The following is a 15568-nucleotide window of genomic DNA, read 5'->3' on the forward strand; positions in this document are numbered from 1 at the left end:
CCCCCCCCGCACCCCGGACCCCGAGCCTGCGCAGTTCCCCGCGCCCCTGTAGGGCACCCGACAGCGGCCGGTGAAGCACGGCAACCCCGCGGAACGCAGAAGGCTGCCGCACCCCGGGGCGGGGCACGGCAGCCGACGTGAGGACTACGCCGCAGCCGTCGCAGACGTCAGGCACTCGTTGATGAACTCCAGCAACACCCGCGGGGTCGACGCCTCCGCCACCGTGTCGTCCGACAGCTGGATCTGGTAATCCCGCTCGATCACACCCGTCACCTGGAGGATGGCGAGCGAGTCGTACCCCAGGTCGTCGAAGGGCACGTCCAGGACGTCCCCGTCCAGGTCGATCCCCTCGCCGACACCCGCGCACTCACGAAGCAGCGTGGTCAGTTCCTTGAGATTCATGAAGGTCGCCTCTCTCAATCCGCAATGACAACAGGGGAGTTCAGTGCGCCGCGGTCACGACGGCCGCAGCGTTGAAGCCGCCGGTCCCGCGGGCCAGGACCAGTGCGGTGCGTACGGGCCCGCGCCGGGCCTCGGTGACCAGGTCGAGCGCGTCGGCCGCGACCGGGTCGGTGACGTTCACGGTCGGCGGGATCACCGCGTCCCGGATGGAGAGCAGCGCCGCCGCGAGATCGAGCGAGGCGCCGCCGGCGGACAATCGGCCCGTCATGGTCTTCGGGGCCGTCACCGGCACCCCGCGGGGCCCGAACAGCGCGGTCAGCGCCGCCTCCTCCTGGCGGTCGAGCTCGGGCACCCCGGACGCGTCCGCGAAGACGACGTCCACGTCGGAGTCCGTCAACCCGGCTTCCATCAGCGCGAGTTCGGCCGCTCGGCGCAGGCCCGGCTCGCCACCCCGACCCGGCCCCGGGTCGAAGGTGGCGGCATAACCCGAGAGCTGGCCGTAGATCCGCGCGCCGCGCTCACGGGCCGCCTCGGCGTCCTCCAGGACCAGGATCGCGCCGCCCTCTCCGGCGACGTAACCGCTGGCCTCACGGTCGAAGGGCAGGAACGCGCGCCCGGGGTCGGCGACCGGGCTCATCCGCCCGCCGGCGAGCTGCGCCGTCCAGCCCCACGGGCAGACCGCGCCGTCCACGCCGCCCGTGACGATGAGCTTGCTGCCCTTGCGCAGCTGGCGCCGGGCCTGGGCGACCGCGTCGAGGCCGCCCGCCTGCTCGGTGACGAGCACACCGCTGGGCCCGCGAAGGCCGTGCCGGATGGAGATCTGGCCGGTGTTGACGGCGTAGAACCACGCGTACGACTGGTAGGCGGAGACGTACTGACCGCCCTTGCTCCACAGCGCCTGGAGCTCGCGCTGGCCGAACTCGAAACCGCCCGCGGAGGCCGCGGTGACCGCGCCCGCCGAGTACGGCGGCATCTCGGCCGGGTCGGCGCCGGAGTCCTCCAGGGACTCCTTCGCGGCGGTCAGGGCGAGCCGCGTCATGTGGTCGGTCTGGGGGAGCAGCCGGCTGGGGATGTGCTCGGCGGCGTCGAAGCCGGGCACCTCGCCCGCGAGGGTGGCGGGGTAGCCGGAGGCGTCGAAGCGGGAGACCGGCCGGATGCCGCTCTCGCCCCTCACCGTCGCCTCCCACCAGGCCTGCGTACCAAGCCCGTTGGGCGCGGTGACGCCGATCCCGGTGAACACAGCGGTCGCGGAGCGCACCGCCGTACGTTCGAGCAGCTCGCTCGTCATGCCGTCTTCCTCCGCTCGGGCTTGGTGAGCACGATCGCGCTCTGGAATCCGCCGAAGCCGCTGCCCACACTGAGTACGGTGTTGATCTCGCGCTCCCGGGCGTGGACCGGCGTGTAGTCGAGGTCGCACTTGGGGTCGGCCTCGTGCAGATTCGCGGTCGGCGGCACCATGCCGTGCTCGATGGCGAGCGCGGACGCGGCGATCTCCAGGGAGCCGATGGCGCCGAGCGAGTGCCCGATCATCGACTTGATGGAGGAGACGGGCGTCGCGTACGCGTGGTCGCCGAGGCTCTTCTTGAACGCGGCCGTCTCGTGGCGGTCGTTCTGGAGGGTGCCCGAGCCGTGCGCGTTGATGTAGTCGATGTCGGTACCGGGGATCCCGGCCTCCTCCAGCGCCGCGCCGATGGCCTCGGCCATCTCCGCGCCGTCCGCCCGCAGGCCCGTCATGTTGTACGCGTTGGAGCGTGAGGCGAACCCGGCGATCTCGGCGTAGATGTGCGCGCCGCGCGCCACGGCCTGCTCGTACTCCTCCAGGACGAACACCGCGCTGCCCTCGCCGAGCACGAAGCCGTTGCGGGACTTGTCGAAGGGCCGCGAGGCCGTCTCCGGCTCGTCGTTGCGGTTCGACGTGGCCTTGATCGCGTCGAAGCAGGCGACCGAGATCGGCGAGATCGGCGCCTCCGTGGCGCCGGCGATCATGACGTCGGCGCTGCCCTCGCGGATCAGCTCGACGGCGTGGCCGACCGAGTCCAGACCCGATGTGCAGCCGGTGGAGACCACCGCCGTGGGGCCTTGCGCGCCGAACTCCCACGCCACCTCGGCCGCGAACGAGCTCGGCACGAAGTAGTCGTACAGGTGCGGTACGGCCCGCTCGTGGTCGACGAGCCACTCGGCGCCGTTGTTGCTGACCGCCGCGTACTCGTAGTCGAGCCCGGTGGTCGCGCCGACCGCGCTGCCGATGGTGACGCCGGTGCGGAACGGGTCGATGCCCGTCATGTCCAGGCCGCTGTCCGAAACCGCCTCACGGGCGCCGACCAGGGCGAACTGGGCGGCCCTGTCGAGCCGTCCGGCCTGTTCCTCGGTCAGCCCCTGGGCGACCGGGTCGAAATCGACCTCCGCGGCGATCTTCGACCGGAAGGCCGAAGCGTCGAAAAGCGTGACGGCCCTGGTCGCGGTGCGTCCCGCGGTCAGCAGGGACCAGTACTCCTTGGTGCCGACGCCTCCGGGGGCGACCACACCGATTCCGGTGATGACTACGCGTCGGCTCACCTGTCCCCCTCGTTGGGCTGGGCCTGGGGGTGCGCCCCGGGAATGTGCAGCACGGCTGCGTCACCTCTCTGATAGGTCCGCTGTCAGATCCGCTGTCGGAAGGAGTCTCGTCCCGTCCTCTCGACGCCCGCTCGACTCGCCGCCGTACTTCCCCTTGAGCGACTCCCGCAGCTCAAGGGCCACCTTGCGCAGCAGCTCGGGGACTCCGCGCTCGCGTACGAAGAAGTGGTCGCCCGGCAGCGTCTGGAGACGGAAGTGGGTCACCGAGTAGTCGGCCCATTCGGCCACCTCCCACAGCGGCGCGATCGGGTCGTCCCGGCCGGCCAGCGCCATCAGCGGGGTGCCGACCGCTTTGTCCGCGTTGACCTGGCACAGCGCCTCGCCGAGCCGCAGATCGTCGCGGAGCGCCGGGATCACATGGCGCTGCCACAGGGAGCGGTCGCGCCCCGCGGCCTCCGCCGGCGCCGCCTCCAAGTCGACCAGCAGGTCGATGAGTTCACGGTCGGGCAGGCGGGCGCCGCGCAGCAGGGTGTTGCGCAGATGCGGGGGAGGTACGGCGCCGATCACCAGGCGGGCCGGCGGCAGTAGGCCGTCGTCCTCCAGGGTCCGGGTCAGCGCGTGCGCGACCAGACCGCCGAGGCTGTGCCCGTACAGCAGGTAGGGCCGGTCGAGCAGCGGAGTGATCAACTCCCGTAGCTCGTTCATGAGTTCGGCGGCGTCGGTGATCCGGGCCTCCTTGGCCCGCGGCCCGCGGCCCGGAAGGAGCACCGGCACGACCTCGGCCGTGTCACCCAGAATCTTCTGCCACTTGGCGAACGAGGAGATCCCGGCGCCGGCGTGGTGGAAGCAGAACAGCCAGGGCGTCACGGTCTCTTCGCGGGTGGCGCTCGCGGTTCTCATTCGTCGATCAGGGCGACGGCCCGGGTCCAGCCCGCCCCCGCTCCGGCGATCTTGACGGGGAAGCAGGACACCCGGAAGCCGTGCGTGGGCAGCGTGTCGAGGTGGGCGAGCCGCTCGACCTGGCAGTACTCGCGGCGCCGGCCCGCGAAGTGCGCGGGCCACAGCACCGATTGGTCACCGGTCTCCTGGAAGGTGCGGATCATGTGGCCGAAGGGCGCGTCCAGGCTCCAGGCGTCGGTGCCGATGACGCGCACGCCGAGGTCGAGCAGGAAGTCGGTGGCCGGCCCGTCGAGCCCGGCGAAGTCGGTGAAGTACCGCGGCGTACCGGCGTGTTGGGAGGCCCCGGTGTGCAGCATGACGATGTCGAGGGGCTGCGGGGTGTATCCGATCTCGGCGATCTGCTTCTCGACGCGCTCGACACCGATCGCGCCGACGCCGACGTCGCTCACGTCGAGCACGACGGCCGGGCGCAGGAACCAGTCGAGCGGCATCTCGTCGATGTGCCGGGGCCGCCCGTAGTCGCCGACCGAGCCGTAGTGCGAGGGCGCGTCGACGTGGGTGCCGGTGTGGCTGGTCAGGGTGAGCGTGTCCAGGGACAGGAGTTCACCCCCCGGCAGGTCCGCCGGGTCGAAGTCGAGCCCGAAGTGCTCCTTCATCTCCGCCGCCATGTGCGCGGCGCCCTCGGCGGGCGTCATGATCTCGTGGATGATCGGGTCCGGTTCCCAGCCGGCCGCGTCCACGGGCGACGACAGATCGATGACTCGCAAGGTAACCCCCAGTGTCGTTGGCGACGTTCGCGGGGCACTGTGCGTCCGCCTCCTAGAGGCAGGATCGAGCCACGCACGCGTCGGACCCCCCTGGGGGAGGGGGAATCGAGCCACGCACGCGTCGGACCCCGCCCTGTGGGGGGAGAGGGCGGGGTCCGGACGCGTTGCTGCCGGGCGGTCGGGCCGCCCGTGCGCCGCTCAGGCGGCGAAGAGGTCGAGCACCGGGCGGCGGCCGGCCAGATGCGAGTCGAGCGCCGGGTCACCGGCGAGCACCGCGCGGTGCAGGTGCTGAAGCCGCGCCGAGGGGTCGAGACCCAGCTCCTCGGCCAGCCCGCGCCGCAGGTTCTGGAAAACGTCCAGCGCCTGCCAGGACCGGCCCGAGCGGTAGAGCGCCACCATGCACTGGGCGTGCAGGCCCTCGTGCAGGGGGTGGCGGGCCGTCAGCGAGGTCAGCTCGGCGAGCAGTTGCATGTGACGGCCGAGCCGCAGGTCGGAGTCGATCCGCTGCTCAAGGACCCCGAGGCGGCTCTCCTCCAGACGCACCAGCTCGATCTCCAGGAGCGGGCCAAGGCGCACGTCCACCAGGGCCGGGCCGCGCCACATGCCGAGCGCGTCGCGGTACAGGGCCGCCGCGCTCTCGTCGTCGCCGCGCTCGGCGGCGCCGCGCCCGGTCGCCACCAGACGGTCGTACTCGTGCACGTCCACCGCGCCCGGCGTCACTTCCAGGAGGTAGCCGCCGTGCCGCGTGGCGAGCACCTCACGTGCGGTGTACGGGCTGTCCGGGCCGAGCGCCCCGGCGATCAGCCGGCGCAGCTGAAGGATGTACGTCTGCAGGGTGGTGAGCGCGCTGCGGGGCATGTCGGCCCCCCAGATCTCCTCCATCAGCGTCGGAACCGGCATGACCTGGTTGGCGTACACCGAGAGCAGCGCCAGTATCTGCCGCGGCTTGCCGGCGCTCGGGACGACCGACGTGCCGCCCGACTCGGCCATGAGCGGACCGAGAACCTTGATCTCCATGGGATTCCTCCGGGGTCGGATCTGCCGGATGACCCGATGGTTTTCGGACCCGGCTCCAAGCACCCTCAAAAGCTGTCACCCGGGGATGAGTTGTGGCAGTGCCGGGCTCCTGAACCCAGCATGTGAGTGTCCTGGGCACGGGTATGAAAGTTTCATGTGCATCCCGTGAGCGCGGCACTGGGGCGGATCAGGCCGACCCGGCAGAGTTCTGGACGTCGGGCCGACCAGGAGTCGAGTACCGGCGGCTAGGGGGAGGGGTTCCCCCGGGTCTTCGTCAGATGTCTGCCAGGGGGAAACATGAATGCGAATCTCGGTCTCAGTCACACCGTCTGCGCCAGTGACGACCTTGTGATCGAGGAGTTCGGCAGGTACCTCCTGGCCGGCCAGTTGCCCGTCCCCTGCGGCCTCACCGGGGTCACGCAGCCGCCGTCCGCCGTTGCCCGCGACGCGGCTCGGTACACCGTCTGATGGGGGCCGTCCGGAGCGCCGCCCCGCTCCTGGGGTTCAAGCCGCACCTGCGGGTCGAGCAGGTGCCCGGCGAAGCGGTGTATCTGATCTCCGAGCAGCGGGTGACCGCACTGCACGGCGAACAGATCGCCCGGCTCGCCCCCTTCCTCGACGGCACCCGCCCCCTGGAGCGCATCGCCCAGGACACCGCGGACGCGCTCCCCTCCGGGCAGGCGGCCCGGCTGGTGTCGCGGCTGACCGGCGCCGGGCTGCTGTGCGGCCGCGAGCGTCAGATGTCGGTGCGGGAGGCCGCCGAGCAGGCGTACTGGGAAGCGGCGGGACTGGACGGAACCCGGGCTGCGAACGGCCTGGGGCAGGGCACGGTGGGCGTGGTGGCGGCCGGCAGTGCGGACGCGGGCGAGCTGTCCGCCGCCCTCACCGCTGCCGGCCTCACCCTCACCGACGAGCCGGCCGATCTCACGCTGGTCCTCTGCGACGACTATCTCGACCCTGAACTCGCGGTCAAGGACGCCGAGTTCAGGGCGGCGGGACGGCGCTGGCTGCCGGTGAAGACCGAGGGGACCGAGATGTGGATCGGCCCCTTCTTCGGAGATCCGGACGGCCCCTGCTGGGCCTGCCTGGCCGAACGCCTGTGGCGCAGCCGCCCGGTCGAAGCCCACGTCCAGCGCATGCTGGGCCGCTCCGGCCCGGTAACCCGCCCCGCCTGCACGCTTTCGGCCGCCCGTCTCGCGGCCCTCCAGCTGGCCGGCCTCGAAGCCGCCAAGTGGCTGGCGGGATACCGGGATGCCGGCCAGCAGGCGCTGCGCACGCTCGACGGGCTCACCCTCGCCGGGGAGCTCCACCCGGTTGTGCGCCGCCCGCAGTGCGCCACCTGCGGGGAGCCCGCGATGACCACCGCCCAGGTGCTGGCCCCGGTGGTGCTGCGCTCGCGCATCAAGCGGGACACCAACGGGAACGGGCACCGCAGTCTCACGCCTCGGCAACTCCTCGAACGGTACGGCCATTTGATCGACCCGGTCACGGGTCTGGTACGCGGAGTGGAACGCCACGCATGCGGCCCGGAGTTCTTCAACTCCTTCTCCGCGGGCGTCAACCCGGCCGCGGGAACCCACGGTCTCGGTGCGATACGCGGCGGGCTGCGCGCCTCCTGCGGAGGCAAGGGCGCCACCGAGATCCAGGCCAGGGTCAGTGCACTGGCCGAGGCACTCGAACGCCACTCGGGCCACTTCGAGGGGGGCGAGTCCACCGTCCACGGCACGTACCGCGAGCTGGCGCCGGACGCGATCCACCCCGACAGCGTCCAGCTCTACGACGAACGGCAGTACGCCGACCGGGCCGAATGGAACGAGGCCCACGGCCCCTTCCAGTACGTCGCCGACCCCTTCGACGAGGAGAGACCCACCGACTGGACCCCGCTCTGGTCGGTGACCGAGCAGCGGCAGAAGCTGCTCCCGACCGCGCTGCTCTACTACGGAGTGCCGCAGTCGCCCGGAGCCTTCTCCTGCCTGGCCACCTCCAACGGCACGGCCGCCGGCGGAACCCTGGAGGACGCCGTGCTGCAGGGCTTCCTCGAACTGGTGGAGCGCGACGCGCTGGCCCTGTGGTGGTACAACCGCACCCGTCAGCCGGCCGTGGACCTCGACGCCTTCGACGACCCGTGGATCACTGAACTCAGGCGCGTGCACGCTTCGTTGGGGCGCGAGGTGTGGGTCCTCGACCTCACGGCCGACCTCGGAATCCCGGTGATGGCGGCTCTGTCGAGGATTGCGGACGTCGAACCCGGGCAGCGGCAGGACATCATGTTCGGTTTCGGAGCGCACTTCGACCCCGCGATCGCGCTGCGCCGTGCCCTGACCGAGCTCAACCAGATGATGCCGCACGTCGTGGCACCCGACGGCAGCGTCTCCCGTGCCGCGGCCGAGGACCCCGACGTACACGCATGGCTGCGCACCGCGACTGTCGAGGACCACGCCTACCTGCTGCCGGCCGACGGCGCCCCGACCGGCCCCGGCACGCACCCCTACACTCCCAACGACGATCTGCACGACGACATCGAGGCGGTCGTGGGGCTGCTGCGGAGCAAGGGGATGGAACTCCTCGTACTCGACCAGACGCGGCCCGACGTGGGGCTTCCGGTGGTCAAGGTGGTGGTGCCGGGGCTCAGATCGCACTGGGCCCGCTACGCCCGCGGACGGCTCTTCGAGATACCGGTGCAACTCGGCAGAGTGGTCGCGCCGACGCCGTACGAGGACCTCAACCCGGTCCCGCTCTTCCTCTGAACCCACTCGACCAGCACGTCGCACGCGAACGTCACACCCTGCCGGTGGAAGGACCCCCTCATGCGTATCGACCGCCTCGCGGCCCGTGAACTCGGCGAGTTCTGGTCGCTGCGCGAGGACGTCACGGTGCTGCTGGGTCAGAGCCTCGTGCTGCGCACGCCCTGGGGGGAGCTGCGCCTGGAGCGGCCCGGTCCGCTGCTGCGCGAGGCCCTGCACCGGATGCAACTCGGCCCGGTGTCGCTCGCCAACGTGGCGCCCGGATTCCCGGGCTACGACGTGCCCGAGACCGAGTGGAACGACGCCTCCCGGGAGTTGCTCGCCGCCCTCGAACCGCTCCAGCACGTGATAGTGCGCCACCTCGCGATCGGTGCGTCGCCGCTCCTGAGCGTGATCCCCCTCTCGCCGCGCGCCACGTTTCATCCGCCGCCGGTCACGCCGCGGGGCGACCTCCGGGTGCCGGCGAAGGCGGTGCTGCGCCGCCCCGGAAGCGACCCCGTCCTGTCCTGTGCGGGCGGCCACCACCGCATCGAGCTGCACGGCCCGGACGGTCCGCGGCTTTTGGCGTACCTGGTGAACGGGGAGAGCGATTTTCGGTCATCGCTCGACGTACCGCTTCCACAGACGGTTTTGCGGGCTGCGCGCGCCTACACGATCGCCGCAGGCATTTTCTCCGGGGCGGATCTCAAGGGCTCAGCCAGTCTGTGAAACCGGTCGGGCACTACAGATTCGGCAGCCGGATTGCCTATGATCCGGTCCGGAGACGTGCTTCTGACCGGGCGCTGTAAACCAGGGGGACAGTTGAAAACAGGAATAGTCGACCAGCGGAACATTCCTTCCGCTGATGTCGGCAGTCAGGTGTTGCCGCCAAGAAAAGCGATAGCCATCACGGCCGTGGTGCTGGTGAGCCTGTTCGTCATCGACGGCTCATATGTGTGGCTGGAGCATCCGGCGCGCTGGGAGCTCGCCGCCGCACTCCTGGGCTTCGCCGCCATCCTCGGGCTGCAACTGAGCCATTCCTTTCCGAGTCTCGCCCCGTGGTCCCCCCGGTACCGGTACGCGACGTGGGTGGTCCAGGGGCTGCTCACGTATCTGCCGATCCTCGCCTTCGGGGTCGGCTGGGGCGGCATGACGGAGTTCCTCACCGCCTCCGCCGTGCTGGTGTTCCCCTCTGCGATCGGCTGGCCGCTCTTCTGCCTCGGGGCCGTCGGGGACAGCCTCGTCTTCATGCACTACGGGACCGGCTGGGAGACCGGCGCGTACGCGGTGATCGAGGCGGTCCTCATCCCGCTGATCGTCATCGGGCTCTCCCGGATGTCCGACATGATCGTGAAGCTGTACCGCTCGCGCGAGGAGCTGTCGCGCCTTGCGGTCGCCAGCGAACGGTTGCGCTTCGCCCGCGACCTGCACGACGTCCTCGGATTCAGCCTGTCCGCGATCTCGCTCAAGTGCGAGCTCGCCTACCGGCTGTTGGCGGACGCACCCGCCAAGGCCCACGAGGAGCTCGGAGGAGTGCTGCGCACCTCGCGCAAGGCACTCGCGGACGTGCGCTCGGTGAGCCGCGGATACCGCGAGATGTCTCTGTCCGGCGAGGCCGACGCCGCCGTCTCCATGCTGTCCGCGGCGGGAATCCGTACCAGCTTGAACATCGACGACTCCGCGCTGCCCGCCAGGGTGGACACGGTCCTCGCGACCGTGCTGCGCGAAGGTCTGACGAACATGCTGCGGCACAGCAAGGCCGAGCAGTGCGAGATCCGGGCCGAGCGGCGGGACGGCAGCGCGGTGCTGACGCTCGCCAATGACGGCATCGGCCGCTCGCGGATTCCCAAGAGCGGTGCACGCAACGGCCTGACCGCACTGGACTCCCGTGTCCAGGAACTGGGCGGCACCCTCAGCCATGGCTCCGACGGCCACGGGTGGTTCCGGCTGGAGGCCGCCGTCCCCCTGCCCGCTCAGGCAGAGGGGGAGCCCGACGCCGGCTGCGTCGGCGCCTCCGGAACCGGGGGGCCCGATCGGCCGGTGCTCGCGCCGCGGGGACTCGGCCACCCCGACATCGTTCCCCGTGCCGCCTCCGCGATCGCGTGTGCGGTTCTCGTGGGCTATTTCCTGGCGTACGCGGAGATCGCCCTGGCCTATCACCCCACCTTCGGCCATGGGCTCGCGGTGGAACTCTGCCTGTCCGCCACACTCGTCATCCAGCTGGCCATCTCCTTCCAGTGGCGCTTCGCCTGGGCGGCACACCGCCCGTGGGTGCTCCGCCACGGAGCCCTGGCGGCGCTGCTCCTGCTCCAGTTCGTGCCACCACTGTTCCTCGGCCAGACGTGGGTGGGGCTGCCGGGGTTCGTCGCGGGCGCGGCTCTTCTCACGCTTCCGGCCGCGGCTGCCTGGCCCCTGCTCGCCGCCGTCACGGCGGCCTGCGGGGTCGAGCTGTACGCGGCGGGCAACGCGGCCTGGGACATCACCTGGCAGTGCGCCTACACCGTCACGTGCGCCCTCGTCGTCTTCGGCCTGTCGCGCATGGCGCAGTTGGCGTCCGAGCTCCACTGCTCCCGTACCGAGATCGCCCGCCTCGCGGTGACCACCGAACGCCTCCGCTTCGCCCGTGACCTGCACGACCTGCTCGGGTTCAGCCTCTCCGCCATCACACTGAAATGTGAACTGGTCCGGCGTCTCGCCCCGGCCAAGCCCGTGCAGGCCCAAGCCGAACTCACCGAAGTTCTGGGCATCGCCCGGCAGGCGCTCGCCGACGTACGGACGGTGGCCGAGGGCCGCCAGCGGATGAGCCTGACCGCGGAGGCCGAGAACGCCACCGCGATGCTCGCCGGGGTGGGGATCCGCGCGACCGTCGACACGGACTGCGGTGAGCTGCCCGGTGAAGTGGAAACCGTACTCGCGACGACGCTGCGCGAAGGCCTGACGAACATGCTGCGGCACAGCAAGGCGGCGCACTGCCGGATCACGGTGGAGCGAACCACGGCCGGGGTGCGCCTGGTCCTCGTCAACGACGGCGTGGAGGGCTGCGCGGACGCCGGGCTCGACTCCAAGGTCAACGGCGGCAGCGGCATCGGTAACCTGACGACCAGGGTGAACGCGGTGAACGGCCGTCTGGAAGCGGGGGCGCGAGCGGACGGCTGGTTCGAGTTGAAGGCCGAGGTCGAACTCCTCGCCACCGCCGCCTGACCGACCGTCGAACGCGGCGCCCGCAATCGAACAACACGCAAGCTCATGGGGGAGAGTTGGGGACCGAGGCGGCCGACCGCACGGGCGCGAAGTCGACGAGCGGGGTGGACCGTGCGTTGCCACCGCGCGCGGCCATCGTCATCACCGCGGGGGTACTGCTCGGCTTCTTCGTGATCGACGGCGCGTACGTGTGGTTCGAGTACCCGCCGCTGTGGCAGTGGGCCGCCGTCCTCGTCGGCTTCGCCGCCCTCCTGGGGCTGCAACTGGCCCACTCCTTCCCCGGACTCGCACCGTGGCCCAGTCGCTACCGTTATGCGACCTGGGTCCTCCAGGGACTCCTCGCCTATCTCCCGGTGCTCAGGTTCGGGGTTGCCTGGGGCGGGATGTCGGGGTTCTTCAGCGCTTCCGCGGTGCTGGTGTTCCCGGGGGCGTCCGGATGGTGCCTCTTCTGCCTCGCGTACTGCGGAGAGTTCCTGATCTTCTACCACTTCCGCACGGGCTGGGACAGCGTCGCGTACGCGGCGGTCGAAGCGGCCCTGATCCCGTTGACGGTCATCGCGCTCTCGCGGATGTCCGACATGGTGGTGAAGCTGCACCGCTCACGCGCGGAACTCTCCCGGCTGGCCGTGGCCGCCGAACGGCTGCGCTTCGCCCGCGACTTGCACGACGTCCTCGGCTTCAGCCTGTCCGCGATCTCGCTCCGGTGCGAACTCGCATACCGGCTGCTCGCGGACCACCCCGCCAAGGCGCAGGCCGAGGTCGCGGAGGTGCTGGTGACCTCGCGCAGGGCACTTGCCGATGTACGGGCGGTCAGCGTCGGCTACCGGGAGATGTCCCTGTCGGGCGAGGCACACGCCGCGGTCTCCCTGCTCGGCGCGGCCGGCATCCGCACCACACTGGAATTAGACGCCTTCGACGACATGGTGCTGCCGCACGCGATGGACGCGGCGCTCGCCACCGTGCTGCGCGAGGGCCTGACCAACCTGCTGCGGCACAGCAAGGCCGAGCAGTGCGAAATCCGGGCCGAACACCGCTCCGGCACAGTCGTGGTCGTGTTGACCAACGACGGTGTGGGACGTGGCCGCGCGGCCACGACGGAGCCGGAGGGCTCCCTGACGGCGCTCGCCGAGCGTCTCACCGCGCTCGGCGGCGCTCTGACCCACGGACCACAGGGGCCGGGCCGGTTCTGCCTGCGGGCCGTCGTCCCCGTCCCCGACGCCACCGCACGCCGGGACGACGCCGGCCCGGCGCGGGCCGCTGCGCCCGACGACCCCGAGCAGCCGGCGGTGCAGCCCCACGGCCTGGGCCACCGGGACCTGGTCCCGCGCGCCGCCTCGGCGTTCAACCTCGCCGTGCTCGTGGGCTACTTCCTGGCGTACTCGATGGTGTCGATCTCCTTCGACCCCTCCCCGGGGCGAGTGATGGTCGTCGAATCGTTTCTGCTGGCCATGGCGCTGGTGCAACTCGCAGTGTCCTTCCCGCGGCGGATCGGACGGCTGGACCGGCTGTCGCGGCCGGCGCGCCACGCACTCCTGGGCACCACGCTGCTCCTGCTCCAGATCGTTCCGATCCTCCTCGTCGGACCGAACTGTCTGGGAATGCCGGGCTTCCTGGCGGGAACCGCGCTGCTGATCCTGCCTGCCCGAGTGGCCTGGCCGGTGCTCGCCGCGGTCATGGCGGGTGCGGAGATCACGCTCTACGCCGTCGACCCAGTGATCAACGACTACGTCTACTTCGGCGCCTACACGCCGATCTGTAGTGTCGTCCTGTTCGGCCTGGCACGGCTACGCCACTCGGCTTTCGAACTCCATCGCTCGCGCGCCGAGATCGCCCGTCTCGCGGTGACGACCGAACGGCTCCGGTTCGCGCGCGACCTGCACGATCTGCTCGGGTTCAGCCTGTCCGCGATCACGCTCAAGTGCGAGCTGGTACGCCGTCTCGCGCCGACCAGGCCCGTGCAGGCGCGCATCGAACTCACCGAGGTCCTCGGGATAGCGCGCCGGGCGCTCGCCGACGTACGGGCGGTGGCGGGCGGGCACCACCGGATGAGCCTGACGGCCGAAGCCGAGAGCGCGACCGCGATGCTGGCCGGGGTGGGAATCCGGGCCACTGTCGACGCCGACTGCGGCCGGCTGCCCGGGGACGTCGACACCGTACTCGCCACCACACTGCGCGAGGGCCTGACGAACATGCTGCGGCACAGCAACGCCGCGCACTGCGAGATCCGGGCGGAGCGGACCGCCCGCGGGGTGCGGCTGACTCTGGTCAACGACGGCGTGGGGAGCTGCGCGGACGCCGGACTCGACTCCAAGGTCAACGGCGGCAGCGGCCTGGGCAATCTGACGACGCGGGTCGAGGCGGTGAACGGCCGCCTCGTGGCACAGGCGCGCCCGGACGGCCGCTTCGAGATGAAAGCCGAGGTCGTACTGGCGGCTACGGCCTGCTGAACGGACCACCGAACGACGGGCCGGGGCTTGGACGACCGCGTCCAGCGGGACCGCTCACCGATGTGTTGGCGGCTAGGCGTTCCCGCCTACGTGTTGCCGCATACGCGGTGACACGTACGTGTCGGCGCACCAACACCCACCACTGAAGCAGCAAGCTCACGGGGGAGACTTGAGGATCGACGCAGTCGGCCGCGCGGAAGGGGCACCCACGCGCGGGGAGGGGCGCGCGCTTGCACAGCGCGTGGCGATCGCCGTCACCGGGGCGGTGCTGGTCGGCTTCTTCGTCATCGACGGCGCTTTTCTCTGGAGGGAACACCTCTCGGTCTGGCAGAAGACCGGAGCGGCCGTCGGCTTCCTCGCCATCCTCGTCCTTCAACTGGGCCACTTCTACCCGGCGTTCTTCCCTCGGCAGGCCCGGCACCGTCACGCGACCTGGGCGGCGCAGGCGTTGCTCAGCTATCTGCCGATGCTCCTGTTCCAGGACGGCTGGGGCGGCATGCAGGCGTTCCTCGCCGCGTCCGCGGTCCTGGTGTTCCCCGACGTGCTCGGCTGGGCGCTGCTCGGCGCGATCACCCTCATCACCTGCGTGATCATCGTGGCGGTCGGGAGCGACACGGCCACCGTTCTGTACAGCACCTTCGACGCCGCTCTGATCAGCCTCGTCGTGATCGGTCTGTCGCGGATGTCGGACCTGATCGTGCGGCTGCACCGTTCGCGTGAGGAGCTCTCCAGGCTCGCGGTGGCGCAGGAGCGGCTGCGCTTCGCACGCGATCTGCACGACGTCATCGGCTTTGGTCTCTCCGCCATCACTTTCAAGTGCGAGCTGGCCTATCGGCTGTTGGCGACGGCTCCCGCCAAGGCGTCCGACGAGCTCGGTGAGGTACTGCGCAGCTCGCGCGAGGCGCTCGCCGAAGTGCGGTCGGTGAGCCGGGGCTACCGCGAGATGTCGCTGTCCGACGAGGCGAACGCGGCGGTGTCGATGCTGTCCGCCGCCGGCATCCGGACGACGCTGACGTTCGAGGCGGGCCGCCCGCCCGCCGTGGTGGACACGGTGCTCGCGGCCGTGTTGCGAGAGGGCCTGACCAATCTGCTGAGGCACAGCAAGGCCGAGGCGTGCGCGATCCGGGCTGAACTCCGTTCCGGTACAGCGGTGTTGACCCTGTCCAACGACGGCAGCGGTCGCACGCCGGCTCCTGCGGTGGACGAGAGCGAGGGCAGTGGCCTGGCCGTGCTCGCCTCCCGGGTACGGGAGCTGGGCGGCACGCTGACCCATGGCCCGGACGGGCGCGGCTGGTTCCGCCTCGAAGCGGTTGTTCCGCTGCGGGGTGGCTCGGGGCAGCCGGATGAGGGGGGCCCGGCCGGGGCGAGTCGGGTGCCGGGTGCGGTGACGGCGGCTGCGGTGAGGCGAGAGCCCGGCGCGGTGCGGGGCTCCTGCGCGGACTGCCCCCACGCGGACTGCTCCCACGCGGACTGCTCCCACGCGGACTGCTCCCACGCGGACTGCTCCCACGCGGACTGCTCCCACGCGGACTGCTCCCACGCGGACTGCTCCCAC

12 protein-coding genes are annotated in these 15568 nt (G+C 71.0%); 6 read left to right on the forward strand and 6 right to left on the reverse strand.

The genetic code is table 11. The features are described from left to right. Nucleotides 1–144 precede the first annotated feature (144 nt). The 6 genes from AB0D31_RS21620 to AB0D31_RS21645 form a co-directional block, all read right to left on the reverse strand. Entirely contained in the window at nt 145–402 is a 258-nt protein-coding gene (locus AB0D31_RS21620; RefSeq protein ID WP_267053288.1) for an acyl carrier protein, read from the reverse strand. A 40-nt stretch (nt 403–442) separates the two neighbouring features. Continuing rightward, entirely contained in the window at nt 443–1690 is a 1248-nt protein-coding gene (locus tag AB0D31_RS21625; RefSeq protein WP_362725460.1) for a ketosynthase chain-length factor, read from the reverse strand. Then, nucleotides 1687–2958, reverse strand: a complete 1272-nt coding sequence (locus tag AB0D31_RS21630; RefSeq protein ID WP_362725463.1) for a beta-ketoacyl-[acyl-carrier-protein] synthase family protein — start codon at nt 2956–2958, stop codon at nt 1687–1689. The genes AB0D31_RS21625 and AB0D31_RS21630 overlap by 4 nt, the downstream gene beginning before the upstream one ends. A 60-nt stretch (nt 2959–3018) precedes the next feature. Continuing rightward, nucleotides 3019–3858: an alpha/beta fold hydrolase gene (locus AB0D31_RS21635; RefSeq protein ID WP_362725465.1), complete on the reverse strand. Its 840-nt coding sequence runs from the start codon at nt 3856–3858 to the stop codon at nt 3019–3021. Beyond that, the gene (locus AB0D31_RS21640; RefSeq protein WP_362725468.1) at nt 3855–4625 is read right to left on the reverse strand and encodes a cyclase family protein; all 771 of its coding nucleotides are present in this window, start codon (nt 4623–4625) and stop codon (nt 3855–3857) included. Before AB0D31_RS21640 ends, AB0D31_RS21635 begins: the two co-directional genes overlap by 4 nt. Nucleotides 4626–4823: 198 nt before the next feature. Continuing rightward, complete coding sequence (locus tag AB0D31_RS21645) at nt 4824–5642, reverse strand: AfsR/SARP family transcriptional regulator (protein ID WP_362725471.1); 819 nt, start codon at nt 5640–5642, stop codon at nt 4824–4826. A 297-nt stretch (nt 5643–5939) separates the two neighbouring features. On the opposite strand from AB0D31_RS21645, the gene AB0D31_RS21650 reads away from it, so the two are divergent. The 6 genes from AB0D31_RS21650 to AB0D31_RS21675 all read left to right on the forward strand — a co-directional run. After that, nucleotides 5940–6110, forward strand: coding sequence for a hypothetical protein (locus AB0D31_RS21650; protein WP_362725474.1), 171 nt, complete (start codon nt 5940–5942; stop codon nt 6108–6110). After that, the gene (locus AB0D31_RS21655) at nt 6110–8389 is read left to right on the forward strand and encodes a TOMM precursor leader peptide-binding protein (protein ID WP_362725476.1); all 2280 of its coding nucleotides are present in this window, start codon (nt 6110–6112) and stop codon (nt 8387–8389) included. The genes AB0D31_RS21650 and AB0D31_RS21655 overlap by 1 nt, the downstream gene beginning before the upstream one ends. Nucleotides 8390–8449: 60 nt before the next feature. Continuing rightward, nucleotides 8450–9094 carry a hypothetical protein gene (locus AB0D31_RS21660; RefSeq protein ID WP_362725479.1) on the forward strand — a complete coding sequence of 215 codons (645 nt, stop codon included), beginning with the start codon at nt 8450–8452 and terminating at the stop codon, nt 9092–9094. A gap of 186 nt (nt 9095–9280) precedes the next feature. Further along, nucleotides 9281–11566 carry a histidine kinase gene (locus AB0D31_RS21665; protein WP_362725482.1) on the forward strand — a complete coding sequence of 762 codons (2286 nt, stop codon included), beginning with the start codon at nt 9281–9283 and terminating at the stop codon, nt 11564–11566. A gap of 56 nt (nt 11567–11622) precedes the next feature. Beyond that, complete coding sequence (locus AB0D31_RS21670) at nt 11623–14013, forward strand: histidine kinase (protein WP_362725485.1); 2391 nt, start codon at nt 11623–11625, stop codon at nt 14011–14013. Nucleotides 14014–14254: 241 nt separating this feature from the next. Next, nucleotides 14255–15568, forward strand: a 1314-nt coding sequence (locus AB0D31_RS21675) for a histidine kinase (RefSeq protein ID WP_362725488.1), incomplete at its 3' end; no start/stop codon positions are given.

This window comes from Streptomyces sp. NPDC048361, assembly GCF_040651795.1.
Taxonomy (GTDB): Bacteria; Actinomycetota; Actinomycetes; order Streptomycetales; family Streptomycetaceae; genus Streptomyces.

What these genes read in the sequence shown, in the direction of transcription:
- AB0D31_RS21620 (WP_267053288.1), bottom strand. Translation starts at nt 402, where the DNA reads ATGAATCTCAAGGAACTGACCACGCTGCTTCGTGAGTGCGCGGGTGTC.
- AB0D31_RS21625 (WP_362725460.1), bottom strand. Translation starts at nt 1,690, where the DNA reads ATGACGAGCGAGCTGCTCGAACGTACGGCGGTGCGCTCCGCGACCGCT.
- AB0D31_RS21635 (WP_362725465.1), bottom strand. Translation starts at nt 3,858, where the DNA reads ATGAGAACCGCGAGCGCCACCCGCGAAGAGACCGTGACGCCCTGGCTG.
- AB0D31_RS21645 (WP_362725471.1), bottom strand. Translation starts at nt 5,642, where the DNA reads ATGGAGATCAAGGTTCTCGGTCCGCTCATGGCCGAGTCGGGCGGCACG.
- AB0D31_RS21650 (WP_362725474.1), top strand. Translation starts at nt 5,940, where the DNA reads ATGAATGCGAATCTCGGTCTCAGTCACACCGTCTGCGCCAGTGACGAC.
- AB0D31_RS21655 (WP_362725476.1), top strand. Translation starts at nt 6,110, where the DNA reads ATGGGGGCCGTCCGGAGCGCCGCCCCGCTCCTGGGGTTCAAGCCGCAC.
- AB0D31_RS21660 (WP_362725479.1), top strand. Translation starts at nt 8,450, where the DNA reads ATGCGTATCGACCGCCTCGCGGCCCGTGAACTCGGCGAGTTCTGGTCG.